Annotated in this window: 24 protein-coding genes; 4 read left to right on the forward strand and 20 right to left on the reverse strand. The window is 29.7% G+C overall.

Annotated elements, in window-relative coordinates:
- Window positions 1-17 precede the first annotated feature (17 nt).
- From BW723_RS15370 to rpsF, 6 genes are all read right to left on the reverse strand, one after another.
- Window positions 18-431, reverse strand: coding sequence for a response regulator (locus BW723_RS15370; RefSeq protein WP_068358114.1), 414 nt, complete (start codon window positions 429-431; stop codon window positions 18-20).
- 144 nt (window positions 432-575) lie between these two features.
- Window positions 576-1,043, reverse strand: coding sequence for a DUF6495 family protein (locus BW723_RS15375; RefSeq protein WP_068358112.1), 468 nt, complete (start codon window positions 1,041-1,043; stop codon window positions 576-578).
- Between the two features lie 61 nt (window positions 1,044-1,104).
- On the reverse strand, window positions 1,105-4,233 hold the full coding sequence (locus tag BW723_RS15380; protein ID WP_068358109.1) for a TonB-dependent receptor: 3,129 nt from the start codon (window positions 4,231-4,233) through the stop codon (window positions 1,105-1,107).
- Between the two features lie 102 nt (window positions 4,234-4,335).
- Window positions 4,336-4,782: a 50S ribosomal protein L9 gene (rplI, locus tag BW723_RS15385; RefSeq protein WP_068358104.1), complete on the reverse strand. Its 447-nt coding sequence runs from the start codon at window positions 4,780-4,782 to the stop codon at window positions 4,336-4,338.
- Window positions 4,783-4,797: 15 nt separating this feature from the next.
- Complete coding sequence (rpsR, locus tag BW723_RS15390) at window positions 4,798-5,094, reverse strand: 30S ribosomal protein S18 (RefSeq protein WP_015480245.1); 297 nt, start codon at window positions 5,092-5,094, stop codon at window positions 4,798-4,800.
- Window positions 5,095-5,097: 3 nt separating this feature from the next.
- On the reverse strand, window positions 5,098-5,439 hold the full coding sequence (gene rpsF, locus BW723_RS15395) for a 30S ribosomal protein S6 (protein WP_068358101.1): 342 nt from the start codon (window positions 5,437-5,439) through the stop codon (window positions 5,098-5,100).
- Window positions 5,440-5,562: 123 nt separating this feature from the next.
- Here rpsF and BW723_RS15400 point away from each other — a divergent pair, with 123 nt between their 5' ends.
- Window positions 5,563-6,465, forward strand: a complete 903-nt coding sequence (locus BW723_RS15400; protein ID WP_068358098.1) for a sterol desaturase family protein — start codon at window positions 5,563-5,565, stop codon at window positions 6,463-6,465.
- Between the two features lie 42 nt (window positions 6,466-6,507).
- On the opposite strand, the gene ald is transcribed toward BW723_RS15400, so the two are convergent.
- The 4 genes from ald to BW723_RS15420 form a co-directional block, all read right to left on the reverse strand.
- On the reverse strand, window positions 6,508-7,590 hold the full coding sequence (ald, locus tag BW723_RS15405) for an alanine dehydrogenase (protein ID WP_068358095.1): 1,083 nt from the start codon (window positions 7,588-7,590) through the stop codon (window positions 6,508-6,510).
- Window positions 7,591-7,792: 202 nt separating this feature from the next.
- Entirely contained in the window at window positions 7,793-8,908 is a 1,116-nt protein-coding gene (locus BW723_RS15410; protein WP_068358093.1) for a hypothetical protein, read from the reverse strand.
- A 126-nt stretch (window positions 8,909-9,034) separates the two neighbouring features.
- On the reverse strand, window positions 9,035-9,838 hold the full coding sequence (locus tag BW723_RS15415) for a hypothetical protein (protein WP_068358091.1): 804 nt from the start codon (window positions 9,836-9,838) through the stop codon (window positions 9,035-9,037).
- Window positions 9,825-10,385, reverse strand: coding sequence for an RNA polymerase sigma factor (locus BW723_RS15420; protein ID WP_068358089.1), 561 nt, complete (start codon window positions 10,383-10,385; stop codon window positions 9,825-9,827). Before BW723_RS15420 ends, BW723_RS15415 begins: the two co-directional genes overlap by 14 nt.
- A 154-nt stretch (window positions 10,386-10,539) precedes the next feature.
- On the opposite strand from BW723_RS15420, the gene BW723_RS15425 reads away from it, so the two are divergent.
- Entirely contained in the window at window positions 10,540-12,177 is a 1,638-nt protein-coding gene (locus BW723_RS15425; RefSeq protein WP_076686417.1) for a carboxypeptidase-like regulatory domain-containing protein, read from the forward strand.
- Between the two features lie 95 nt (window positions 12,178-12,272).
- Here BW723_RS15425 and priA read toward each other — a convergent pair whose 3' ends face one another.
- The gene (gene priA / locus BW723_RS15430; RefSeq protein ID WP_068358086.1) at window positions 12,273-14,693 is read right to left on the reverse strand and encodes a replication restart helicase PriA; all 2,421 of its coding nucleotides are present in this window, start codon (window positions 14,691-14,693) and stop codon (window positions 12,273-12,275) included.
- Window positions 14,694-14,804: 111 nt separating this feature from the next.
- Between priA and BW723_RS15435 the strand changes: the two genes are divergently transcribed.
- Together BW723_RS15435 and BW723_RS15440 are read left to right on the forward strand one after the other, a co-directional pair.
- Window positions 14,805-15,689, forward strand: a complete 885-nt coding sequence (locus BW723_RS15435) for an alpha/beta hydrolase (protein ID WP_068358083.1) — start codon at window positions 14,805-14,807, stop codon at window positions 15,687-15,689.
- 18 nt (window positions 15,690-15,707) lie between these two features.
- Complete coding sequence (locus BW723_RS15440; protein ID WP_068358080.1) at window positions 15,708-16,562, forward strand: alpha/beta fold hydrolase; 855 nt, start codon at window positions 15,708-15,710, stop codon at window positions 16,560-16,562.
- An 85-nt stretch (window positions 16,563-16,647) separates the two neighbouring features.
- Here the strand turns inward: BW723_RS15440 and typA are convergent, their stop codons facing one another.
- The 9 genes from typA to thiC form a co-directional block, all read right to left on the reverse strand.
- Window positions 16,648-18,420, reverse strand: coding sequence for a translational GTPase TypA (gene typA / locus BW723_RS15445; RefSeq protein ID WP_068358077.1), 1,773 nt, complete (start codon window positions 18,418-18,420; stop codon window positions 16,648-16,650).
- A 125-nt stretch (window positions 18,421-18,545) separates the two neighbouring features.
- Complete coding sequence (gene moeB, locus BW723_RS15450; protein ID WP_068358074.1) at window positions 18,546-19,598, reverse strand: molybdopterin-synthase adenylyltransferase MoeB; 1,053 nt, start codon at window positions 19,596-19,598, stop codon at window positions 18,546-18,548.
- A gap of 10 nt (window positions 19,599-19,608) precedes the next feature.
- Window positions 19,609-19,911, reverse strand: coding sequence for a DUF1330 domain-containing protein (locus BW723_RS15455; RefSeq protein WP_068358071.1), 303 nt, complete (start codon window positions 19,909-19,911; stop codon window positions 19,609-19,611).
- A gap of 18 nt (window positions 19,912-19,929) precedes the next feature.
- Window positions 19,930-21,042: a 2-iminoacetate synthase ThiH gene (gene thiH / locus BW723_RS15460; RefSeq protein ID WP_068358068.1), complete on the reverse strand. Its 1,113-nt coding sequence runs from the start codon at window positions 21,040-21,042 to the stop codon at window positions 19,930-19,932.
- 3 nt (window positions 21,043-21,045) lie between these two features.
- Window positions 21,046-21,816, reverse strand: coding sequence for a thiazole synthase (locus BW723_RS15465; RefSeq protein WP_068358065.1), 771 nt, complete (start codon window positions 21,814-21,816; stop codon window positions 21,046-21,048).
- Window positions 21,817-21,916: 100 nt separating this feature from the next.
- Window positions 21,917-22,522, reverse strand: coding sequence for a thiamine phosphate synthase (gene thiE, locus BW723_RS15470; protein WP_068358062.1), 606 nt, complete (start codon window positions 22,520-22,522; stop codon window positions 21,917-21,919).
- On the reverse strand, window positions 22,522-23,283 hold the full coding sequence (locus BW723_RS15475) for a hydroxymethylpyrimidine/phosphomethylpyrimidine kinase (protein ID WP_068358059.1): 762 nt from the start codon (window positions 23,281-23,283) through the stop codon (window positions 22,522-22,524). The genes thiE and BW723_RS15475 overlap by 1 nt, the downstream gene beginning before the upstream one ends.
- Before the next feature lie 183 nt (window positions 23,284-23,466).
- Window positions 23,467-24,069, reverse strand: a complete 603-nt coding sequence (locus BW723_RS15480) for a thiamine phosphate synthase (protein WP_068358057.1) — start codon at window positions 24,067-24,069, stop codon at window positions 23,467-23,469.
- 229 nt (window positions 24,070-24,298) lie between these two features.
- On the reverse strand, window positions 24,299-26,158 hold the full coding sequence (thiC, locus tag BW723_RS15485) for a phosphomethylpyrimidine synthase ThiC (RefSeq protein WP_068358054.1): 1,860 nt from the start codon (window positions 26,156-26,158) through the stop codon (window positions 24,299-24,301).
- Between the last annotated feature and the right edge of the window lie 98 nt (window positions 26,159-26,256).

Here is a 26,256-nt window from a genome sequence, read left to right on the forward strand (position 1 = left end):
AAAGAGAAAGGAAAAGCTTATAGCTTTCTTAGTTCATTTACACTCCAATAAGCTAAAACTGTTTCAATTTTTTTAACATAATCTTCGTATTTTAAAGGTTTTAAAACGTAACCAGACATACCAGTTCTGTAACATTCTAACAAATCTTTCTGATTACTAGATGTTGTTAAAATTATGGTAGGAATATGTTTTAAATCATCATTAGCCTTGATAATTTTTAAAAACTCGATTCCGTTTATTTTAGGCATATTTAAATCTAACAAAATAATATCTGGAATATTAGATTTATCTTCTAAAAATTGTAATGCTTCTTCACCATTTTTTGCTTCGTGAATTGTATGTTTTAATTTTAATAATGAAATGGTTCTTTTCATTTTCATTATTTCAATTAAATTGTCTTCGACCAATAAGACTTTTAATATATTCTCCATTTATGGTTAAAGGTTATAAGGATTTATAAACATACAAAATACGTTTAAAGTTTCTATTTTTTGTTAGTAAGCGTGTTTAAAGGTTAAAAACCTTGGTTAAAATACAAAAAAGTGTCGATAAGCTGTTTTTTATAAAATTAACAATTAATTAATAAGTTGATTAAAATATTCAAAAATTTCTCCTTTAGAAATTGAACTTCCTTTTTCAATTAAGTCAAAAACTTCTTTATTTCGTTTGTTATTATAAGGTTTAGAGCCTTTAAAAATATCTACAGAATTGTCTAACGGATTTTTCATTAACCACTCAAAACCTTCTTGTTTTAATAAATTAATATCCCAATTTACCTTAATTGCTATTCTTTGAATTTCTTCTTCACCGCATTTAAATAAATTTACTGATGTTTCTGAAAAGTGTTCTAAATAGTTTGTTTTTTTTAAAACATCATCCCAAACAATATCAGAAAAAATATTCATTTCTTCTTCTGCAACCTCTGGTTTATCTTTTTTAATTAGATTCCATTCTTTTGCATCTATACTTTGTGTTGCTAAAAAATGAGCAAACTCGCTATGTAAGCTTTCAAATTGTTCTTTGGTAAGTTGTCTGTACTTCATATATTTTTATAAAAAAACCGCCCAATTTTGGGCGGTTCAAATATCTTAAAAATTTATTCTATTAGAAAATATAACGTAAACCAACTTGTGCTTGCCAACGTGAATCTAAATTAGATGAATATCCAAATGTACTTGTTTGAGTACCATCAAAAGTATAAACTGGTGCACCAGCAGCATCAAAACTAACACCTATTGGTTGTACACTATTTGGTTGCTGAATTAATCCCCATTTAGAGCTTAATAAGTTACCAAAGTTTAATATATCTACACTAAATTGAATTGTATTTGTTTTATCATTACCAACGTTGATATTTAAATCTTGTAAAAATTTAATATCCCATCTACCTCTCCAAGGTGCTAAAGCTCCATATCTTTCTGCATATTGACCTCTTCTATCACTTAAATAATCATCTTGTTCAATAAAAGCATCAAAAGCTGCTCCTTGACCTGCTGCAGAAAATTGCATTTGAGAAATTTCGCTAGTTGTTGGTACATAAATTAAATCGTTACCAAAAGCACCATCACCATTAATATCTCCACCATAAGTATAGTTAAAACGACCACCTTGTGCGTACTCAAAAAATGCAGTTAAGGTAGTTGCCCATTTATCATCTGTACCATAAGTCCATTTTTTACTAGCAACACCAATAAAACGATGTGTATCTCCATATTTAGAATAACTTAATTGCTCATCATTTACATTATTTAAAGCAGGATTAAATGCAAATGCATCTCCAGTAATTTCTGCTTCTATAGAGTTAACATCTTTAGCATTTAAATAGTTATAAGCTAAACTTGTATATAAACCATCATCAAAAGTTTTTTGTGCTTTAAAAGAGGCATTCCAAATTCTACCTTTATCAGAATTCGTTAAAGTATAAGCATTTGCATTACCTAAAAATGAAGTTGCATGATCTTCTGCTAAATAAACAGGTCTGCTATCTACACCAGTTAAAGTACCTGTAGGCGCTTTTAATCCCCAGTTTTGTACATGAACTCCATTAATATCTTTTGTATAAGAAATATCTGTTGTTAAAACTACACCACTTTCTAAACGCTTATCTACACCAATATTAGTTCTCCAAACTTGTGGGAATTTGAAATCTGGATCTACAACTTGATAAAAGAATACATCAGAACCACTTACTTGGTTACCTATCCAAACAAAAGGCAAACGACCTGTAAATAAACCTGTACCTCCTCTAATTTGTAAGCTAGCATCTCCATTAGTATCCCAATTAAAACCAACTCTTGGCGAAATTAACCATTGATTTGATGGCATTTCTGTAGAATCAAATACATAAGGTTGCCCATCTTCTGGATTATAATATTCAATATCTGGCACAAACCATTCTGAATTCTCTGTATCAATAAATTTTTGAGCTAAATCTGATGTATTAAAATATAATGGTTTATCGAATCTTATACCATAAGTCAACTTAAAATCGTTGCTCACTTCCCATTCATCTTGTACATAAAATGCTAACTGACCAAAATTCATTTCAGCTAAATTCCAACCACCATCAACACCATCTTCTAGACTATTTCTACCATTAAAAGTAGTTTGGGCAGCAGCTAATGCAGCAGCATAATTATTTGCATCAAAATCTGCAATATCTACACTACCAAAAACATCGAAACCATAACCTTTTAAGTTAAAAGAGTTTTCGAACATAAATTTTTCAAAAGAAAAACCAACTGTATAAGTATGATCTCCTTGAAAGAAATTCATATTATTGGTTAATTGAAAAACTTTTTGATCTAATTTATTGTTGATAGAAAAAGGTTCGTGACCTGCAATAATGTAAGGAGAACCGTTTTTATAAATATTAATTACTGGTGCTGGCGCAGAAAATGGATCTCTTGAATCTTCGAAATGAGAATACCCTACTTGTAATTTATTTGATACATTATCTGTTATTGTTGAGTTATATTCTAACTGAAAAGAGTTTAAAACGTTATTAATTGTATAACCCGAATTTTGGAATTGTAAAGTATTAAAATCTGGCCCTCTTCTATTAATTGCTGTTGGGTGTGCAGGTTTATCTTTAGAAGCATCTAAGAAATTATAAATAAAAGCCAAACGATTGTTATCATTTATATTCCAATCTAATTTAAAAATACCTTTTACAGATTCTGTTTGGTGTGTATAACCTTCATAAGTACCAGGATCATAACCAATACCTAATAAAGCATCTCTAACATCAATTAAATCTTGTTCTAAAACTCTAGATTCGTTAATTGCTCCAGAACCTGTATTTGCTACCCAACTCTGTCCTAAATCTTTACGTTGATCTTGCTCAAAATTTGCGAAGAAAAATAATTTATCTTTAATAATTGGTCCACCAATACTAAAACCTACTTGGCTTTGCGATAATTCTGGCACAAATATTTTATCACCATTTACTTTGCTACCTGTTAAATCTTCGTTTCTATAAAATCCATAAACAGTTCCTTTAAATTCATTTGTTCCACTTTTAGTTACTGCATTTACAGAAGCACCTGTAAAACCAGATAAAGTAACATCATAAGGTGCAGTAGATACCGAAATTTGATCTATAGCATCTAAAGAAATTGGTTGAGAACCAGTTTGACCTCCAGGAGTTGGAGCATCTAAACCAAATGGATTATTAAAAATGGCTCCATCTAAAGAGAAATTATTGAATTGATCGTTTCTACCACCAAAAGAATTACCACTTGCAGATGGCTCTAAACGAGTAAAATCTGATGAAGATCGAGAAATAGTTGGTAAAATTTTTAATTGAATTGCAGAAACACTTGTTTGTGCTCCAGTTCTATCACTATTAAAAGTTTTATTTTTAGATGATGATATAATAACTTCATCTAAAGCCTCACCTTCTTCTGCCAATTTACCATTAATTACAGTAGTTTTACCTAAAAGTAAAAAGACATTTTCTACAACTTGAGGTTTGAATCCCAAATAACTAAAGGTTATTTTGTAAGGTCCACCTACTCTTAAATTTATAACAGTAAATCTACCATTATCTTGTGTAGTAGTTCCAGTTAAGGTTCCTGTTGGCTCATGTAAAACTGATATTGTTGCTCCTAGCAGAGGCTCACCAGTATTGTCTGTAACTAATCCTTTAATTTTAGAGGTTGTAACTTGGGCACTTGCGTAACCAGCCACTAATAAAACTAAAGACAACATTAAAAGTAATTTTTTCTTCATTTTATGATTTTTATTTGAATTCAACACAAAAATAAACCATAAAAAAAACACCTGCTTAAAAGCAAGTGTTTATTTCTTAACAAATAGTTAACAAATTTGTAACTATTCTGCAACTACTTCAAAAGTAATATCAGCAACTACTGCTCTATGTAATCTTACAGTAGCATCGTATTTACCTAATCTTTTTACAGAACCACCAACAACTTTAATAAATTTCTTGTCTAATTCTGTACCAGCTTTTGTTAAAGCAGCAGCTAAATCTATATTGTTTACAGAACCAAATAATTTGTCTCCTGAACCAGTTTTAGATGCAATTTTAATTTCATAACCTTTAATTGTTTCAGCAATTGCGTTAGCGTCTTCAATTAATTTAGCTTCTTTATAAGCACGTTGTTTTAAATTCTCTGCTAAAACTTTCTTTGCAGATGAAGTTGCTAAAACAGCTTGCCCTGTTGGGATTAAAAAATTTCTACCATAACCGTTTTTAACAGATACAACATCATCTTTAAATCCTAAATTTTCTACGTCTTGTCTTAATATCAATTCCATTTCTCTAGGTATTTATTATTTTAACATATCACCAACGTAAGGCATTAACGCTAAATGACGCGCTCTTTTAATTGCTTGCGCAACTTTACGTTGATATTTTAATGATGTTCCTGTTAAACGTCTTGGTAAAATTTTACCTTGTTCGTTTACTAAATACATTAAGAAATCTGCATCTTTATAATCGATATATTTGATACCTTTTTTCTTAAATCTACAGTATTTAGCTTCCTTTTTAGTTTCTATATCTAATGGCGTTAAATATCTAACGTCAGCAGATTTACCACCTTTTGCTTGTTGTTCTATTGATGCCATTTCTTATTTTTTTGAAGATTTTACTCTTTCACTTCTAACTTTAGCCCAAGCTGCAGCATGTTTGTCTAATCTAACAGAAAGGTAACGCATAACGCTATCATCTCTTCTAAATTCTAACTCAAATGCAGCAATCTCTTCTCCAGCTACTTTGTACTCTAATAAGTGATAAAAACCACTTTTTTTCTTTTGAATTGGATAAGCTAATTTTTTTAAGCCCCAATCTTCTTTAGAAATCATTTCGGCACCTTTAGAAACCAAATAGTCCTCGAACTTTTGTACTGTTTCCTTTATCTGAGTATCAGATAAAACGGGATTCAAAATGAAAACAGTTTCGTAATGATTCATAATTAAAAATTTAATGTTTAATTTTAAGGCTGCAAATATACTAACTTTTTTGTATTTACAGCATCTTTTTTACAATTTAAAAGTCTTATTTTTAAAACCTTAAATTCCACTTAAAAAGAACATATGGAAATACCCCAAATACCTGACTTAATTCATTACGCAATTCCTTTTTTTGCGTTTACAGTGCTTTTAGAAATAATTTTAACTGTAAAGGTTAAACTCGAAGAATATGAATTTAAAGATGCTGGGACATCTATATTAATGGGTTTGGGTAATGTTTTTGTAGGCTTATTTACTAAAGGAATTATTTTAACCTGCTTTTTATTTTTGTATAAATATAGATTATTTACCATAGAGTTTACTTGGTGGTCTTGGTTAATCATTTTATTTGCAGAAGATTTTTGTTATTACTGGAATCATAGAATTGCTCATGAAAGTAGATTATTTTGGGCGAGTCATGTAGTACACCATTCATCAGAAAAATATAATTTAAGTACTGCTTTAAGACAAACTTGGACAGGTAGTTTTTATACATTCATCTTTTGGTTTCCTTTAGTTTTAATTGGTTTTCATCCTGTAATGGTAATTGTACAAATGTCTATCAGTTTAATATATCAATATTGGATACATACAGAAATGATTGATAAAATGCCCAAATGGTTCGAAGCCGTTTTTAATACTCCAAGTCATCATAGAGTTCATCACGCTACAAATCCGCAGTATTTAGACAGAAATCACGCAGGTATTTTTATTATTTGGGATAAACTTTTTGGCACTTTTGAACCCGAAGTTGAAAAACCTATTTATGGTTTAGTTACAAACATTAACACTTATAACCCTATTAAAATTGCTTTTCTAGAATGGAAAAATATGTTTAAAGATTTTTATAATTCTAAAACAACGGTATTTAATAAATTAAAGTATTTAATAAAACCTCCTGGCTGGAAACACGATGGAACAGGAATTTTATCTACAGACCTTAGAAAAGATTGGGAAGAAAATAATGGAAAAAGAAAAAAGAGGTAAACATCACATAAACCTCTTTTTTACAATAAAAACCAAAAATAATTAATCAAAAATACCTTCTAATTCTTTATATACTATTTTACCATTTACAATATTTAATCCTTTAGCTAGGGTTTTGTCTGCTTCGCAAGCTTTTTCCCAACCAAGATTTGCTATTTTTAAAATGTAAGTAAGTGTAACGTTTGTTAATGCCATAGTAGATGTATAAGGTACAGCTCCTGGCATATTTGCAACACAATAATGTACTACATCATCTATAATATATGTAGGGTCTTCATGTGTTGTTGCTTTTGTGGTTTCGAAACAACCTCCTTGATCTACAGCTACATCTACAATTACAGTTCCTGGACGCATTTCTTTAAGCATATCTTTAGTGATTAGTTTAGGGGCTTTACCTCCTTTTACTAAAACACCTCCTACAATTAAATCGTGTGTTTTTATGTGCTCTCTTATACTATATTCGCTAGAAAAAGCAGTAACTACATGGTTTGGTAATACATCATTTACATAACGTAAACGTTTCATATTAATATCCATAATAGTTACGTGTGCACCTAAACCTGCAGCCATTTTTGCTGCTTGCACTCCAACAACTCCCGCTCCTAAAACCAATACTTTACCTGGTTTTACACCTGGTACACCGCCTAGTAAAATTCCACGTCCTTTAATAGGCTTTTCTAAATATTTTGCTCCTTGTTGTATAGACATTCTACCAGCTACTTCAGACATTGGTGTTAACAAAGGCAAACTACCATCTTCATCTTCTACAGTTTCGTAAGCAATACAAGTAGCTTTGCTTTTAAGCATAGCTTTTGTAAGTGGCTCACTTGATGCAAAATGAAAATAAGTAAAAACAATCTGATTTTCTTTAATTAAAGGATACTCTAGAGCTATAGGCTCTTTTACCTTTACAATCATATCACTTTTACTGTATATATCTTCTATAGTTGGTAAAATTGTAGCACCAACTCTTACATAATCTTTATCAAAAAAACCGCTACCTGCACCTGCATTAGATTGTACATACACAGTATGGTTATTTTTAGTTAACGAAAAAACTCCTGCAGGCGTCATTCCAACTCTGCTTTCGTTATTTTTAATCTCTTTAGGGATTCCTATTATCATCAAATTTTATCGAAATAATTATGATGTAAATTTAAAACCTTTTTGTTTTATTTTAAACAAAAAGGTTTTAAATAGTTATTTTTATGATTATGACATAATCTTAACATCAGAATAATAAAATGATAAATTTTACTTATATTTTTTAAATATTATGTGTTTTTTAATAAAAATATGTAATCAAAAGCAATGAATATTATCATTTTTAATTCAAATCTAAACGTATTCCCATAGAAAAGTTTCTAGTTTCGGTATTTTTAAACAACGGATTTAAATCATATTTCACATAAAAACTTGTACTTCTATATCCTATATATGTACTTAATCCGTAGTTGAAAATATTCATGTTAAAATTATCGAATTGCAATTGCTCAACTTCTACATTAGTATCGTCTCTGTATTCTAAATACTGTCTTGTACCTAACTTAAAGCCTACAAACCCTCCAACACCTAAACGTAAACCTCTATTAGTTCTATCTCTTACTCTGCCATCATCGTAAGTTCGATTTTTAGAAAAATCTAATTCTAAATGCATAGGAAAATTCATTTGTACGTGACGCAATCTACTTTCAGATAATTGGTTACTGAAAGTTTCAATTTCTGTGATATCTCCGTTTTTAACGTGAATTTTATTATCTTTTAAACGTAAGTTGTTCCATAGAAAAGAGAAACCGTATTTGAAATATAATTTTGATGGTTGTCTAGACAATCTAGTTTTCCAGGTCCAGCCTAATTCGTAAAAATGAGATTGCCATAATTTATAATCAGAATTATCTAAAGAAGATAAATCATTATCATTTAAAACATTATTTAATCCCATTGCAAAAACAAATTGAGTTGTTGTAGTTCTTTGTTTTTTGTTTTTAGTTTTCCATCTTTCTTTTCTTCTGTTATTGCGTTCTTCTAAATCGCCCTCAGAAATATTAAGTCTAAAAATTTTACTACCAATGGTAAAAATATTGTCTTCGTCTTCGTCTGTAATTGATTCTTCAACATCTTCTGAAGTAGCAATTTTACCATTGGTTTTGTCTTGTACTAAAAGTTGTAATAAACGTTCTTGCTCACCAACCAATTTTTCAATTCGTCTTGCATGATAAGTAGCAACTTCTTTTTTAAGCGTTTCTGCAGTTGTATTTGTAATTTCTCCTTTTTCTAATCTTTTATCAATATCGATAACTTTTGCTTTTAAAGAATCTTTTTGTTGTTTGGTAATTCTTTCTATTCTTTTTGATATTTTACTTACTTCTTTCTCGAAAGTTTTTTCTTGAGATTGGGCAATTGTTGTACATAACAACACTAGTATTAGTAGTATTCTTTTCATTTTTAATGGGTTTTAAAGATTTTATTTGTTTTTTGTTCTGAAATTCTAACTTTAGAGAGAAATCTCAAATTAGTTTTTTATAAGATTTCTCTACTACACAATGTTTAAGTTTGTAATAAAAGATTTTTAATCGTTTCTACTGGCTATTGCAGAGGCAATATCTGTTACTCTTCTTTTTAATGATTTCATAAAGTTATTCTGAAAAGCATCATCATCTATTGTGCGTTCTACTTCTGCTAAAATAGTATTCGGATTTACTTTTAAATTCGATTTTTTGAGCTCATTTTTAATCGTTTTAAGTACATCTTCTCTATTCACATTGTATTTTGCATAATATTCTTTTACTTCTCTTGGGCTGTGTGTAACTGCATATAATAAATCGTCTGCATTTATTTTTATTGTACTATTTGGGTCTTGTTCTAAGATTCCTGTTTTATTTATTGGTGATTTTTCTATTTCAGTAGGAATTATATTCTTATTTTCAACATCAACTTTTGCAATAACTGTTTGTTCTTTTTTAGTATTATTATTTTTTTTATGTCGATATTTTTCTTTCTTAACAATAACCTTTTCGGTATTTTTTTTGTTTTCGATTTCTACCTCTTTTTGCTTTACCAAAGCTTCTTCAACCGGAATTTCGTTAATAAATTTTTCTATTTTTTTATCAATCAAATTCGTATCAATTGGTGATATCACAATTTGATCTTTAGGTATAATTTCTTCTGTATCATTTGTAAACATTTTAATACCTATTGTAACCAATAACAAAATACTTGCTGCTGCACCTATATAAAAAAACCAGCCTATTTTCTTTTGTTTCGGTTGTTCGTCTAACTGTACAGACAAACGTTCCCAAGCAGAAGCTGATGGCTTAAAAGTTCTGTTTTCGAACTTTTGTTTTATGTCTTTATCTATTTTATTTGTCTTCATTAATTACTTTATTCATTTTAATATAATTCTGTTGCAATAATTTACGTGCTTTAAATAACTGCGACTTTGATGTACTTACAGAAATGCCCAATTGCACTGCTATTTCTGAATGTTTGTAACCTTCTATGGCGAATAAATTAAACACCATTTTATAACCTTCTGGTAATTGATCTATCAATTTTTGAATGTCTTCTACAGAAGTATTTTCTAAACTTTCTGTAGCTGCATCATTAAAAACATAATCTTCATCAGATAAATCGATTCTATTTTTTTTTCTGAGATAAGAAATACAAGTATTTACCATAATTCTTCTTATCCAACCTTCAAAACTGCCTTCGTGTTTAAATCTGTGTAAGTTGGTAAAAACCTTTAAAAAGCCTTGTAACATTAAATCTTCTGCGTGATGTAAATCTTTTACATACTGCCTACAAACACCCAACATTTTAGGCGAATGCTGCTCAAACAATTGCTGCTGCGCTTCTCTATTGTTGTTAATCGCCTTTTTTATTAGCGATTTTTCTTGATTATGCAATTTTATAATTTTCAAGCCTCTTCAGTTAGTTTTTATTGCCTTACAAATATAGAGACTACTAAGTTTTAAAAAAGGTTGCTTTGCATATTAAAAAAAATACATTTTATTCTGATATCATTTAAAATAGGCATAAAATTTGATACATTTATAACCTAAGTATTTTACAACTATGAAAAACAAACTTGCTATATTCTTACTCTTAATTCCTTTTTATTTTTTTGCACAAACAAATAATAATGATAATCTTAAAACTATATCTGGTTATATAAAACATAAAGATAAAGCTGTTTCTAATGCAACCGTTTTTGTAGAAAACACAATGCGTTATACTGTTTCTGATACAAATGGGTTTTATAGTATTAAAGCTAAAGTTGGAGAAACCTTAAGCTATAGTTACTCTGGCTTTTTAAAAGTTTACATAATTGTAGAAGATGTTTCAGAAACATTGAATATAGATATGATTGTTGAAAATAAATCATCTAAATTAAAATTTAATTCCAACCCAAAATTGGGTAATGTAAATATTGGAGAAAATGCTCCTGAATTTGCCATTTTTAAAATTGATGGAAAAAAATTAAACAAATATGCTACTTCATTAACCAGAGCTCTTGTAGAAAAGCTCCCAATTTTTTATATAAAATTTAATAAATATGGAGAAGAAACACTTTATTTAAAAGGTAAGGAATTTAATGGTTCTGCTGTTTGGATGATTGATAACTATGAGTTTGATATTCCTTTTCCTATTCTGATATCCGAAGTAAAAGAAATTATTGTGATGAATTCTGAAAAAAATAATCCAATAATTAGAGTTAGTACGAATATAAATTACAAAGAATTAAAGAATATCGATTTTAATAATTACTTTTTTACTGAGGATGATTTTTATAGTTATGATGCAAAAAAAATTAAGAAATTAAAAAACACTTATCCTTTTTTAGATAAATTCAAGAAAATTTCTAAAGAAAAAGAAGCGCTAGAATTATTTAAAAACACTTATAAAATAGATAAAAACAATAAATATTATTTCTCAAGAATTCATAAATACTTTAAAGATAAAAAATTTGATAATACCTTTTTATCAGAAATACTAACAATATATAAAGAGGAAGCTAATGATAATCCTGAAGTTTTAAAGGCGATTGCGTATAAATACCAAGAAATTAATGAAAATGAAAAATCGATTGAAATTTATAAAAAAATTGTAAAATTAAGACCCAACTACCTTCAATCTTTTAGAGATTTAGCAAATGCCTTTTTAGAACAAAAAGAATATAATGAGTTTTGGAGTACTTATTATTACTTCTTAAATAAAGGTTATAAAGTAGAAGAAGATGATGTAAGTGAAATTATTTCATCAGAAATTATATCAGCATATAATTTAGATGTCGAAAACGGTAATAGTCGTAAAAAAATTAAAATTGAAAATCCGAATAAGAATATTTTAAGTGATGTAAGACTTGTTTTTGAATGGAATACCACAGAAGCAGAATTTATTATAGAATTTGTAAATCCTAATTTAGAGACTTATAAAATTGAAAATTCTTTTAAAGAAAATCGAAGTTTAATAAAAGATCAAAAACAAAAGGGATATACTTCTAAAGAAGTTTTTATTGATAAATTAACTCAAGGTTTTTACTTAGTAAACCTAACTTATTTAGGCAATAAGCAAGAAAAACAGACTACTTTTAAAATTACCACTTACTATAATTGGGGCAAAGAAAATCAATCTAAAAAGATTGAAGTATTTGATTTTTCAAATAAAAATGTAAAAACACAATTATTAAGATTGAGTAGAAAATACCTGTAAAGCAATAATTTTATAATTGAAATTTACATCAATTTAAAAAAATAGAGCAACTTTCAATTTTGAATGTTTTTGAGATTTCTTAAAATTGATTTATTTTAATACGCATCAACATCCATAATAAAACGGATTGGTCTAAAATCTTTTACAGCTTCGAACGTATTCTTAATTTTAGCAACTTGATTTTTAGTATTTGCTAAGCTTTGTTTTGGAGGAATTTTAATCACAATATTTTTAATATACTGATTTCTAATTCTAGAAACCGCAGGTGCTGTTGGTCCTAAAACGTGTTCTCCAAAAGAAGCATATAAAGCTTTAAAAAGCCAATTTACTCCACTATCAACTTTATTGTAATCTCTATGTTTTAGGGTAATTTTTATCAACCTATAATAAGGAGGATATTTAAATTGCCAACGTTCTTGCAATTGCTCTTTATACATTTCTGTATAATTTGTAGTAGAAACTTGTTGCAAAATTTGATGATAAGGATTGTAAGTTTGTATAGCAACATTACCTTGTTTTTTGTTTCTACCTGCTCTACCAGAAACTTGCACCATCATTTGATAAGCTCTTTCGTGTGCTCTAAAATCTGGAAAATTAAGCATAGTATCTGCATTTAAAATTCCAACAAGGGTTACATTATCAAAATCTAATCCTTTAGATAACATTTGTGTACCTACTAAAACATCAATTTCTCTTGCTTCGAAAGCCCCAATTATTTTTTGATAACCAAATTTACCACGAGTGGTATCTAAATCCATTCTTCCTATTTTATAATCAGGAAACAATTCTTTTAATTCTAATTCAATTTGCTCTGTACCAAAACCTTTGGTATCTAGAGTATTGCTACCACAAGCAGAACAAGAATTTGGCATTGCTCTTTGGTAACTGCAATAATGGCAACGTAATTCGTGTCTGAATTTATGAAAGGTTAAACTTACATCGCAATTTGGGCATTGAGGAGCCACTCCACAAGTTTTACACTCTACAATTGGCGAATATCCACGTCTGTTCTGGAACAAAATTACTTGTTCTTTTTCATCTAAAGCTTCTTGAATCAATTTTAGCAAACGATCAGAAAAATGACCTTTCATTTCTTTTTTCTTATGCTTCTCTTTTACATCTATCAATTCAATTTTTGGTAATTGCACATTATTAAAACGTCTATTTAATACTACAAAACCATATTTGTTTTGTTGTGCATTAAAGTAACTTTCTAAAGACGGCGTTGCAGAACCCAATAATATTTTTGCTTGATGCATTTTTGACAAAACTATGGCTGCATCTCTAGCATTATATCTTGGTGAAGGCTCAAATTGCTTGTAAGAAGTTTCGTGTTCTTCATCTACAACAATTAAACCTAAGTTAGAAAAAGGTAGAAATATTGATGAACGAGCTCCTAAAATAATTTGCGCTTTTGTTTTATTTTCAAGAACGTTATTCCAAACTTCTACTCTTTCGTTCATTGAGTATTTAGAATGAAAAACAGAAATTTGTTCTCCAAAATAAAATTGTAAACGGGTTATAATCTGAGTAGTTAAAGCGATTTCTGGCAATAAAAACAGCACTTGTTTACCATCATCTAAAACCTCTTGAATTAATTTTGTATAAATCTCAGTTTTACCAGAACTTGTAATTCCATGTAAAAGCGTAACATCTTTTTTAGTAAAAGTTTCTTTAATTTCAGAATAGGCTTTTTCCTGAAACTCATTTAAAGTTTTAAGTGTATTTGTATCGCCTTTAAAATTGATTCTATCTGTTTGTATTTCGTAAAATTCGAAGATATTTTTATCAACCAAAGATTTTAAAACTGCTGATGAAACATTGGCTGTTGTTTCTAAATCTTTAGCTTTAATCGGTTTTTTAGAGGTTGATAATTGAAAAAATGTTAAAACCGCAACTCGTTGTTTCTTGGCTCTAGACAAATCTTCTAGTAACGAATTTAAAGAATCATCAGAAGTATAATCAGAGTGTAAACGAACATACTTTACCAATTTAGGTTTGTATTGTTCGTAAATTTTTTCTTGAATATAAATAGCCGATTTTTTTATCAACTCATTTACAATTGGCATTACTTTTTTCTTACCTAAAATATCTGCAACTTGATGAATGGTAAGTTGAGATTGATGTTGTAAGGCTTCAAAAATTAAAAATTCATCATCTTCTAACTCATTTTCATTAATAAAAGCTTCGTTTTTATAAACAATAGTTTCGCTTTCTAATAAAAAAGCAGAAGGTAAAGAAGCTCTAAAAACATCGCCTAAAGCACATATATAATAATTAGCAATCCATTGCCAGTGTTTTAGTTGATGTTCATTTACCAAAGGTTTATCATCTAAAATTTGATGAATATCTTTAGCTTCATATAATATTGGTGCTTTTTGATGAATATTAAAAACTAAACCTGTAAAAAGCTTTGTTTTACCAAAAGAAACAGCAACTCGCATACCTTTCTTTAAAAAGTTATACTCTTCATCAGTAACAGAATACGTAAAAGTTTTCTGAATTGGAATGGGCAATATGACGTCTATGTAATAAATATTGTAAAAGCTTTAACATTAAAAAAACCAAAATTAAAGAAAAAATAGTACCTTTATGCAAAATAATTTAGCAATTAATCCCCCATAAACATGACTGCTGAAAACTGGAAAAACAAAGGTAAATTTGTTACTATAGAAAATAAAAAAGTATTTGTAATAGATGAAGGTGATAAACCTGGAACTCTTGTAATACTTCATGGCTACCCAACCTCTTCTTACGATTATCATAGAATAATACCAGAACTTACAAAATATTTTAGAGTTGTTGTACACGATCATTTAGGATTTGGTTTTTCTGATAAACCAGATTCTTTAACCTATTCTTTAATAGATCAAGCTGATATTGCCTTGCAACTTTGGCACAAATTAGGTTTAAAAAGTGTTTCTATTTTAGCACATGATTATGGTACATCTATAGCAAAAGAAATCTTAGCTAGAAAAAACAATAATTTAATTCCGATAAGAATTAATAAAATGTATTTGTGCAGTAGTAGCATGAGGCTAGAACATTTACATTTAAGAAACATAGACAAACTACTTAAAGACAGAAAACTAGGTAGATATGTTTCTAGACTTACAAGTTATGGGTATCGTAAAATTAAGAGAAAATTTAAAAAAGATAATATCAATTATCAAATTGAAAAAGATTACGATATTAATGAAATGTGGAATCAATTAAACTCTAATGAAGGGCAAAAAGAAGTTCATTTTTTAAGTAATTTTATAAACGAACGCTACACATATTGGCATAGATGGACCAATGCTTTAAAAGAAGCTAAAATACCTGTAAAAATTTTCTGGGAAAAAACAGATCCTGTAGCTATAAAAGAAATTGCTATAGTTTTAGCAACAGAAGACGTAAGCAAATACTTAGTTTGGATTGAAAATGTAAAACATTATTCAATTATAGAAACGCCAAATAGCTGGATAAAATTAGTTTTTGACTATCAAAATCAAGATAAACCTGTTTTTTAAACTTTATAGATTATTCTAATGACAATAAAAGAATGGGCACAGAAGGGTAATATGATTTCTGTACTAAAAAAGAAAGTATTTGTAATTGACGAAGGTACTAGCGACAAAACATTAGTGCTTTTCCATGGTTATGCAACTTCTTCTTTAGATTTTTATAAAGTTTTGCCAGAGTTAAGCAAACATTACAGAGTAATTATACAAGATTTTATTGGGTTTGGTTTTTCTGATAAACCAACCAATTATTACATAAACGTTCAAGAACAAGCCGATTTTTGTCTAGAACTTTGGCGTATTTTAGAACTGAAAAACATTACCCTTTTAAGTCATAATATTAGTACTCAAATAGCTTTAGAACTTGTAACAAGACAAAGAACAAATTTTGTTAAAATTGATATTCAAAAACTTATCATATTAAATAGTACAATTTCTTTTGATCAGTCTAATTTATCTGATGCAAATGTACATCCGTTAGAACATTTTTCTAAAAAGAGTAAATTAATGCTGAACTCTTTTCAGTTTTATAAAATGAAAATTAAGGACTTTTTCTATGCAGAAAACAAAATAACTGAAGAAGAAATTGAAGCCAAATGGTTGTTAATTCAGCAAAATAACGGACGAGAAATGATTGACTTTTTATCAAGTTTTATCATAGAAAGTAAGTTATTATGGAATAGATGGCACACAACTTTACAACTAAACAACATTCCTGTTAAAATAATTTCTGGTAAAAATGATATTATTTTTAACGAAAATGAAGCAACTCATTTTTCTGAAGAATGTAATAACAGCCACTTACATTTTATTGATAATTGTGGCCACTACCCTATGCTAGAAAAACCAACAGAATTAATTAGTGCAATTTTAGAATCCTAAAAAATAAATTCTTTAAAAGAAAAAAAGCTTAAGTAATGTACTTAAGCTTTTTTTGTTATTTAGATTTACAAAAAATCTTATATTCTTATGGTCTAAAATTAATTTTACGCATACGTAGGCTTTCTGGAGTAACTTCTAAATACTCATCAGCTTTAATATACTCCATACATTCTTCTAAAGAAAAATCAATTTTTGGGGCAATTTTTACACTATCATCTGTACCAGAAGAACGAACGTTTGTTAATTTCTTTCCTTTGATTAAGTTTACACCCATATCATCAGACTTTGAGTTTTCACCAACAACTTGACCAATATATATATCTTGATTAGGATCTATAAAGAAACGACCTCTATCTTGTAATCTATCAATAGCATAAGCTGTTGCTTTACCTGCTGCAGAAGAAACAATTGCACCTTTAATATCCTCAGAAAACTCTCCTTTAAAAGGTCCATATTCAGAAAAACGGTGGTTAATAATTGCTTGACCAGCTGTTGCAGTTAAAATTTTATTACGTAAACCGATTAAACCTCTAGAAGGAATTGTAAACTCTAAGTGTTGTAAATCTCCTTTTGGCTCCATAATTAATAAATCTCCTTTTCTAAGAGATACTAAGTTAATGGCTTTAGAAGCAACATCTTCTGGAACATCGATAGATAAAGTTTCGTAAGGCTCACATTTTACTCCGTCAATTTCTTTTAAAATAACTTGTGGTCTACCTACTTGTAACTCATATCCTTCTCTACGCATAGTTTCGATTAATACTGATAAGTGTAAAACTCCACGTCCGAAAACGTTAAATTTATCTTCAGAATCTGTAGTATCTACTCTTAATGCAAGGTTTTTTTCCATTTCTTTGAACAATCTGTCACGTAAATGACGAGATGTTACAAACTTACCTTCTTTACCAAAAAATGGTGAGTTGTTAATTGTAAACAACATACTCATTGTTGGCTTATCAATTTCAGTTCTTGGCAATGCTTCTGGGTTTTCTAAATCTGCAATTGTATCACCAATTTCAAAATCTTCTACACCTGTAATTGCACAAATATCTCCACAAGGAACTTTATCTACTTGTACTTTACCCATTCCTTCAAAAACGTGTAATTCTTTAATTCTAACTTTTTTAGTAGAACCATCAGCTTTACATAACATATAGTCTTTACCAGCTACTAAGTCTCCTCTAAAAATACGACCGATTGCAATTCTACCTGTAAAAGCAGAAAAATCTAAAGAAGTAATTTGCATTTGAGGTGTACCCTCATTGTATTTTGTTTCTGGAATCGATTCTAAAACTGCATCTAATAAAGGTACAATATCAGTAGTTTCGTTTTTCCAGTCTGTAGACATCCAGTTGTTCTTTGCAGAACCATAGATTGTTGTAAAGTCTAATTGCTCTTCTGTAGCTTCTAAAGCAAACATTAAATCAAAAACTTTTTCGTGAACTAAATCTGGAGTACAGTTTTCTTTATCAACTTTATTTACAACCACAATTGGTGTTAATCCTAATTCTAAGGCTTTACCTAATACAAAACGAGTTTGTGGCATTGGCCCTTCGAAAGCATCAACTAATAATAAAACACCATCAGCCATTTTTAATACACGTTCTACTTCACCTCCAAAATCGGCGTGACCAGGTGTATCAATTACGTTAATTTTAGTGTTTTTGTAGTTTACAGAAACGTTTTTAGAAAGAATAGTAATTCCTCTTTCTCTTTCTAAATCGTTATTATCTAACAATAAATCTGTACGCTCTTTTCTGTCGTCTAAGATTTTTGCTTGATCTATAATTTTATCTACTAACGTTGTTTTTCCGTGATCAACGTGTGCAATGATTGCGATGTTTCTGATGGATTGCATTTATGAATTCTTAAATTTCGTGCAAAAGTAGTTGATTAAATGTAATTTATTGCAATTCTACATATTAATTTTAGATTGTTATTTTTTTAAACACCATAAATAGTAGCAAATACTAACGCTAAAAGTTAAAAACAACCGTTTTTTAAATTTATTAAAATTATATTTTTATTATTTTCCTTCAAGATATCAATTGCTTTTTTACTTCTGAGACCAGAAGCACAATACACAACAATTGGTTTTTGAATATCAACCTCATCAAATCTATCATCTAATTCGCTTAACGGTATGTTTTGCCCGCCAATATTAAAATCTTCGTGTTCATATTCTTCACGCACATCTAACAAATTATATAACTCTATATTTTTTTCAACCTCATCTATAGTAATTTCGTTTTTTACTGATTTAATTCCGCAGAAAAAATCATAATCTTCTTCTAATTTAGTAATGCTTTCTTTTTCTGATTTCTCAAATTTTAATGTTAGCTGACGCATTGTTAACGTATCATAAATAAGCACCTTGTTTGTTAACACCTCTCCTATTTCACATATCATTTTAATGACTTCATTGGCTTGAAAACTTCCAATAATTCCGGGTAAAACACCTAAAACACCAATTTCAGAACAATTTGGTGATTCATTTGGTTTTGGCGGGGTTGGATACAAACATCTATAACTTCCACTTCCATTAAAATTAAACACACTCACTTGACCTTCAAACTTAAAAATAGCTCCGTAAACTAGAGGTTTTTTGGTAATAATTGATGCATCATTGGTTAAATAACGAGTAGAAAAATTATCACTACCATCTACGATAATATCATATTTTTCAAATAAAGAAACCGCATTTTCTCGTGTTAATTGCTCTTGATACACATCAAATTTTACAAAAGGATTTAATTTTGATAATCGTTTTGAAGCTGTTAATGCTTTAGAAACTCCAATATCATCAATCGTATATAAAATTTGACGTTGCAAATTACTTTGATCCACAACATCATCATCTATAATTCCGATTGTTCCTACTCCAGCAGCAGTTAAATATTGTAAAACTGGGCAACCTAAACCTCCAGCACCAATCACTAAAACTTTTGCTTGTTTCAATTTTAATTGTCCTTTTTCTCCTATTTTATCTAAAATAAGGTGACGATTGTACTGTTTTTTTTCTTCGGATGTTAACATTTTTATTTAGCTATAACTTTTCTCCTTTAATTAAAATAGAAGATTGAATTGATTTTTCTTTTAAATGCAAAAATTGTTTTCTTTCTTCATCTTTTTTGAAATTTTCAAAATCTGCTTCACTATCAAATTCTACCAAATGAATTTCATAAGGTTGCTTAATATTTGCTTCAATGATAGTTTTTGAATTTGGTCTAATGCGCAAAGTTAATCTGCCATTATACTTAAGAATAATAGGTATAGCAACAGCTTCAAATTCATTAAAGATAGCTTCTTCACCCTCATTTATATAAATTAACTGCGTGATATAAATCATAATAATTATTTTAAAATCTTAATTACTAAAGTGCTCCCAATCTTTCCACACAACTTCTAAACCTCTAGTTTTTAACATTTCTACTACTTTTTCTGTACTTCGTTCATCAGAAATTTCAAATTGTTCTAAAGATTGTGGTTCAACTGAATAACCTCCAGGATTTGTTTTAGATTCTGCACTGATTGATGTAATGCCCAAATTAACAATATTATTTCTAAAAATTTCACTTTCTCTGGTAGACATTGATAATTCTACATCTTCATCCAGCAAACGAAAAGCACAAATTAGCTGAACCAAATCTGCATCTGTCATTTCTACTTTTGGATCTAATCCACCAGAATGTGGACGTAACCTCGGAAAAGAAATAGAATACTTTGTTTTCCAATATGTTTTTTGCAAATATTTTAAATGTAAAGCTGTAAAAAAACTATCAGCTCTCCAATCTTCCAATCCGAATAAAGCGCCTAAACCAATTTTATGTACTCCTGCTTTTCCTAATCTATCTGGAGTGTCTAAACGATAATCAAAATTCGATTTTTTCCCTTTAGGATGATGTTTTTTATATTCATCTCTATGATACGTTTCTTGATATACCAAAACCGCATACAAACCATTTTCTACTAACAATTCATATTCATTTTGATCTAAAGGTTGCACTTCTATGGTAATATTAGCAAAATGAGAACGGATTAATCGAATCGCATTATTGATATAATCTACACCCACTTTTTGATTCGCTTCTCCTGTTACCAATAAAATATGATCGTAACCTTTGTTCTTTAAAAATGCGACTTCCTCTAAAATTTCTGTATCTGTTAACGTTCTTCTCGGAATTTTATTCGTCAAACTAAAACCACAATAAGTACAAATGTTTTGGCATTCGTTACTCAAATACATAGGTGCATACATTTGCATCGTATTTCCGAATCTTTTTTTAGTTAAAACCTGACTTTTATATGCCATTTCTTCTAAAAAAGGTTTGGCTGCAGGAGAAATTAAAGCTTTAAAATCTTCTAAATCCAACTTATCTTTTACTAAAGCTTGTTTTACTTCAACTGCTGTTTTATTAAAAATACTTTGTAAAGTAAAATCCCAATTATAAGTATCAAAAAGTGCTTTAAAATGACTCATACTTTAACTTAAAAAACTCGTTAACGGACTACTAGCTTCTGCTTGTTCTTTAATTGGCGCTAATTTTGCTTCGAAAGCCATTCTACCAGCTTCAACAGCCATTTTAAAAGCTTTTGCCATCGCAATCGGATTTTGAGAAACCGCAATTGCCGTATTTACCAACACTGCATCTGCACCAATTTCCATAGCGTGAGCTGCGTGAGAAGGAGCACCAATACCTGCATCTACAATAACTGGCACATTAGATTGTTCTATAATAATGTCTAAAAAATCAAGCGTTTTTAATCCTTTATTGCTTCCTATTGGTGCTCCCAAAGGCATTACACATTGTACACCAACTTCTTCTAATCGTTTACACAAAACAGGATCTGCGTGAATATATGGCATTACCACAAAACCCAACTTTACCAATTCTTCTGCTGCTTTTAAAGTCTCTATAGGATCTGGCAATAAATATCTTGGATCTGGATGAATCTCTAATTTCACCCAATTGGTTTCTAAAGCTTCTCTAGACAATTCTGCTGCAAAAACAGCTTCTTTTGCGGTTCTAACTCCTGATGTATTTGGCAATAAATTGATATGAGATTGATTCAAATGCGATAGAATATCGTCTTCTTTGTCTTTTACGTCTACTCTTTTTAAAGCTACTGTTATCAATTCACTTTTGGATGCTAATAAAGATGTTCTCATCAATTCAGAAGAACTAAATTTTCCTGTTCCTGTAAATAAACGTGAGCTAAATTCTTTATCTGCTATTTTTAATTTTTGATTCATTATAAATATATTAGATTGTCTGGTCGAGCGCAGTCGAGACCTTTTAATAATTTAGTTAAATTAAGAACCTCTCGACTGCACTCGAGAAGACATTGATTTCTCAATTTAATATTTCTTGAAATTTGGAAACATTAGTAACGTCTTTCGTGATTTCTCCAGAAACTGCAATTCCGTAAATACCAATATTTATAATTGCTGTAACATCTTCTAATCTAATTCCGCCAATAGCAATAATTGGTGTTTTAGTTTGTAATTCATTTATTATTTTCTGATAACCAGCAACTCCTAAAATGGGACTTAAATTTTCTTTTGTTTTGGTAAATTGATAAGGTCCTAAACCAATGTAATCTACTTTTTTATTAAGCAAAACAGTACAGTCTTTTACTGTATTTGCGGTTCCTCCAATTATAAAAGAATTTCCTAAAAAATCACGCGCTATTAACGGACATTCATCTTTTTTGCCCAAATGAACTCCGTCTGCATTTACTGCTTTTGCTATTTTATAATAATCATTTATGATTAATTTTGTTTGATACTTTGATGTTATTGCTCTTGCTTTTTTGGCAGTTTCTAAAACAACATCAACATCCATATTTTTTAATCGTAATTGCACCCAATTGGCACCAGCAATACACGCTTTTTCTAAATTTAATAAATGCTCTTCTGGAGTTTTTCCTTGAGTGATATAGTGTAATTTACTAATCATTAATTTTGATAATTATGTGTTCCTAATAAGGTTTTGTTAGAACTTAAGAATTGTTCTGTATATAATTTTGCGTTTTTACAAGCGTCTTCTAAAGGAATATCTTTTGATAAATTTGCAGCTAAAGCTGATGATAAAACACAACCACTTCCGTGTTTTTCGAAAATTGGTTTTTTGGTTATTGGTGGAATATTCAGTTTTACGATTTTACTATAATACACTTCATCCCAACCAATTTTATCTTTTCTATGACCTCCTTTTAGATAAATATTTGTTTTTTTTAATATAAATTCAATAGTTTCTTCTATAGATTTATCAGGAAATAAATCTTTGATTTCGTTGTAATTTGGTGTGATAAAATGACAGTTTTGTAATACTTTTTCAAAAATTACTAAATCTTGTTTTCTATGAAAATCAAATCCTGCACTTGCTTTTAAAATGGGATCTAACACTATTTTTAGTTCTGAATTATAACTTTTTAACAGCAATACAACTTCTAACAAAACTTCCCAAGATTGAATGATTCCTATTTTTACAACCGAAATCGAAAATCGTTCTAAAAGCAATTCAATTTGATTTAAAATAACTTGTTTCTCTATCCAAATACAGTTTTTAAATTCAATATCATTTTGCACTGTAACTGCTGTACAAACCGATAATCCATATATATTATGTGCTTCAAATGTTTTAATATCTGATGTAATTCCTGCTCCACTTGACGGATCTAAACCTGCAATGGTTAATATGTATTTTTTTTGATTCAAATTTTTAAATATACTTTTAGATGGAATTAAATTATTCTCGATACTTTTTTATTTCGTTATCACTTCATAAAAACACTCGAACTGACAATCGTTATTCGTTTTTGGGTTTCTTTCTTTTGTTTTTAATTGAAAGTTTTTAAAATACAGAGTTCTCGACTGCGCTCGAACTGACAAACGAAAACATTAACTATCTGTAAACATCTCATAAAAATGTTTTATGCTTTTAAAACTCTCTACAGGATTTTCTACATTCCAAACGCCACCTAAAACGCCAATTCCTTTAAAACCTAGTTTTATGGTTTCTTCGATGGTTTCTGAATTAATTCCTCCCATACCAACAATTATTTTATTGATATGATTTACATTAAAACCTCTACCTTCATATCCTTTTTTAGAAATAGAAGAAAAAACAGGGCTTAATAAATGATAATCGAATGTTAAATTACAAGCCGCTAATTCTTCTGGTTCGTGAAAAGAACTGCTCATTGTTTTACCATTCATTTTTAAGCCATTAAAATATCCAATTCCTTTTTCTAAAGAATCTATTCTTTTTTGTTCCTGAAAATGAATGCCTTTTAAATTGAAATCATTGATTAATTCGTGATAAAAATGTACTACAATTCTATTGTGATATTGTTTGTCTATTTGATTTAAATACGCAACGTGTTCATCGTAATTTTTATCTGGTTTTCTAAAATGATAAAATTGTAAACCTTCTTTAAATAATTGATGTAATATTTCAATTTCATTTGGAGTGTCTTTTTCTGGAGCGATTAGAATTATCATAATTTTAGTAGCTTTTTGATATTAAAAGATTGAAATTATCTTGTCTTACTGTTTTTTTTATGACGTTACTTGGTTTTTGAGTTAGGGATTGAAGTGGCATCCTTTTGCTGTCAGTTCGAGTGAATTTATGTAGTGAAACGGAATAAATTTGTATCGAGAACCAGCAAAAGATATAACGTAAAGCCCGACCACGCTTTTTTTTCTAAAGCGTGGGAACTTCCTAATTATTTTACAAATACACTTCTGATCCTTTTTCTTTAAATTCTTTCGATTTCTCTTCGAAACCTTTTGCAATCACTTCATTATCTACAATATCATTTTCTGCAGCAAAATCACGAACCTCTTGTGATATTTTCATTGAACAAAATTTTGGCCCGCACATAGAACAGAAATGCGCAATTTTTGCTCCTGCAGCTGGTAACGTTTCATCGTGATATTCTCTAGCTCGTTCTGGATCGAGTCCTAAATTAAATTGATCTTCCCAACGAAATTCAAAACGCGCCATACTTAATGCATTGTCTCTGTGCTGAGCTCCTGGATGACCTTTTGCCAAATCTGCAGCGTGCGCTGCCAATTTATAAGTAACAACTCCTACTCTTACATCTTCTTTATTGGGCAAACCTAAATGTTCTTTTGGTGTTACATAACACAACATTGCACAACCAAACCAACCAATCATTGCAGCTCCAATACCAGATGTTATATGATCGTAACCAGGAGCAATATCAGTGGTTAAAGGGCCTAAAGTATAAAAAGGAGCTTCGTCGCAAACCTCGATTTGCTTTTCCATATTTTCTTTAATCATATGCATTGGCACGTGACCTGGCCCTTCTATAAAACATTGTACTTCGTGTTTACGAGCAATCTGAGTTAACTCGCCCAACGTTTCTAATTCAGCAAACTGAGCTTCGTCATTGGCATCTGCCACAGAACCTGGACGTAAACCATCACCTAAAGAAAAAGCAACATCATATTGTTTTAAAATCTCGCAAATTTCTTCGAAATGCGTGTATAAAAAACTTTCTTTATGATGTGCCAAACACCATTTTGCCATAATAGAGCCTCCTCTAGAAACAATTCCTGTAACTCGTTTTGCAGTCATTGGCACATAACGCAACAAAACACCTGCGTGAATGGTAAAATAATCAACTCCTTGTTCTGCTTGCTCAATTAAAGTGTCTTTAAAAATTTCCCAAGTTAAATCTTCTGCAACTCCGTTTACTTTTTCTAAAGCTTGGTAAATTGGCACTGTACCCACAGGAACTGGTGAATTACGTACAATCCACTCACGAGTTTCGTGAATATTTTGTCCTGTTGATAAATCCATAATATTATCTGCTCCCCATCTACAAGCCCAAACTGCTTTTTCTACTTCTTCTTCTATGGATGAAGTTGTGGCAGAATTACCAATATTTGCATTTATTTTTACCAAGAAATTTCTACCTAAAATCATCGGTTCTGCTTCTGGATGATTGATGTTTGATGGAATTACAGCACGACCTCTGGCTACTTCGCTTCTTACAAATTCTGGTGTAATTTTCTCAGGAATTGATGCGCCAAAATGTTCGCCTTTGTGTTGTTTTCTAATTTCGGTCATTTCATCAATTCGTTGATTTTCACGAATTGCGATGTATTCCATTTCAGGAGTAATGATTCCTTTTTTAGCATAATGTAATTGCGTTACATTCTGACCTTTTTTGGCACGCATTGGCTTTTTTAAATGTCCAAAACGCATATGATCTAAACTTGTATCGTTTAAACGCTCATTACAATATTTAGATGAAAATCCGTCTAATTGCTCTACATCATTTCTATCTAGAATCCATTGTTCTCTAATTCTTTCTATTCCATTATGAACGTTGATTTCTTTATTAGGATCTGTGTAAGGCCCAGAAGTATCATAAACAGTTACAGGTTCGTTTGGTGTTTTCTTTTTGGTCATCGAATCTGTGGTATCACTCAAAGAAATTTCACGCATTGCCACTTTTATTTGTGGATGCAATTTTCCTTGTACATAGATTTTTTTCGAATTCGGAAATGGATTTCTTGTTACTTGTCCTTTTTTTGGAGCGGTGTCTTTATTCTTCATATTATATTTTAAAAGGTGTTGTTTTGTTTACTATTTAAACTATTGTGCATTATTTTAATCTTATTCAGCTCTTGTGAATTTTGCGGTTTCAAAAAGCT

It is taken from the genome of Polaribacter reichenbachii (genome assembly GCF_001975665.1).
Taxonomy (GTDB): Bacteria; Bacteroidota; Bacteroidia; order Flavobacteriales; family Flavobacteriaceae; genus Polaribacter; species Polaribacter reichenbachii.

Coding starts and splice junctions, on each gene's coding strand:
- BW723_RS15370 (WP_068358114.1), bottom strand. CDS start 431: ATGGAGAATATATTAAAAGTCTTATTGGTCGAAGACAATTTAATTGAA.
- BW723_RS15375 (WP_068358112.1), bottom strand. CDS start 1,043: ATGAAGTACAGACAACTTACCAAAGAACAATTTGAAAGCTTACATAGC.
- BW723_RS15380 (WP_068358109.1), bottom strand. CDS start 4,233: ATGAAGAAAAAATTACTTTTAATGTTGTCTTTAGTTTTATTAGTGGCT.
- rplI (WP_068358104.1), bottom strand. CDS start 4,782: ATGGAATTGATATTAAGACAAGACGTAGAAAATTTAGGATTTAAAGAT.
- rpsR (WP_015480245.1), bottom strand. CDS start 5,094: ATGGCATCAATAGAACAACAAGCAAAAGGTGGTAAATCTGCTGACGTT.
- rpsF (WP_068358101.1), bottom strand. CDS start 5,439: ATGAATCATTACGAAACTGTTTTCATTTTGAATCCCGTTTTATCTGAT.
- BW723_RS15400 (WP_068358098.1), top strand. CDS start 5,563: ATGGAAATACCCCAAATACCTGACTTAATTCATTACGCAATTCCTTTT.
- ald (WP_068358095.1), bottom strand. CDS start 7,590: ATGATAATAGGAATCCCTAAAGAGATTAAAAATAACGAAAGCAGAGTT.
- BW723_RS15410 (WP_068358093.1), bottom strand. CDS start 8,908: ATGAAAAGAATACTACTAATACTAGTGTTGTTATGTACAACAATTGCC.
- BW723_RS15415 (WP_068358091.1), bottom strand. CDS start 9,838: ATGAAGACAAATAAAATAGATAAAGACATAAAACAAAAGTTCGAAAAC.
- BW723_RS15425 (WP_076686417.1), top strand. CDS start 10,540: ATGAAAAACAAACTTGCTATATTCTTACTCTTAATTCCTTTTTATTTT.
- BW723_RS15435 (WP_068358083.1), top strand. CDS start 14,805: ATGACTGCTGAAAACTGGAAAAACAAAGGTAAATTTGTTACTATAGAA.
- BW723_RS15440 (WP_068358080.1), top strand. CDS start 15,708: ATGACAATAAAAGAATGGGCACAGAAGGGTAATATGATTTCTGTACTA.
- typA (WP_068358077.1), bottom strand. CDS start 18,420: ATGCAATCCATCAGAAACATCGCAATCATTGCACACGTTGATCACGGA.
- moeB (WP_068358074.1), bottom strand. CDS start 19,598: ATGTTAACATCCGAAGAAAAAAAACAGTACAATCGTCACCTTATTTTA.
- BW723_RS15455 (WP_068358071.1), bottom strand. CDS start 19,911: ATGATTTATATCACGCAGTTAATTTATATAAATGAGGGTGAAGAAGCT.
- thiH (WP_068358068.1), bottom strand. CDS start 21,042: ATGAGTCATTTTAAAGCACTTTTTGATACTTATAATTGGGATTTTACT.
- BW723_RS15465 (WP_068358065.1), bottom strand. CDS start 21,816: ATGAATCAAAAATTAAAAATAGCAGATAAAGAATTTAGCTCACGTTTA.
- thiE (WP_068358062.1), bottom strand. CDS start 22,522: ATGATTAGTAAATTACACTATATCACTCAAGGAAAAACTCCAGAAGAG.
- BW723_RS15480 (WP_068358057.1), bottom strand. CDS start 24,069: ATGATAATTCTAATCGCTCCAGAAAAAGACACTCCAAATGAAATTGAA.
- thiC (WP_068358054.1), bottom strand. CDS start 26,158: ATGAAGAATAAAGACACCGCTCCAAAAAAAGGACAAGTAACAAGAAAT.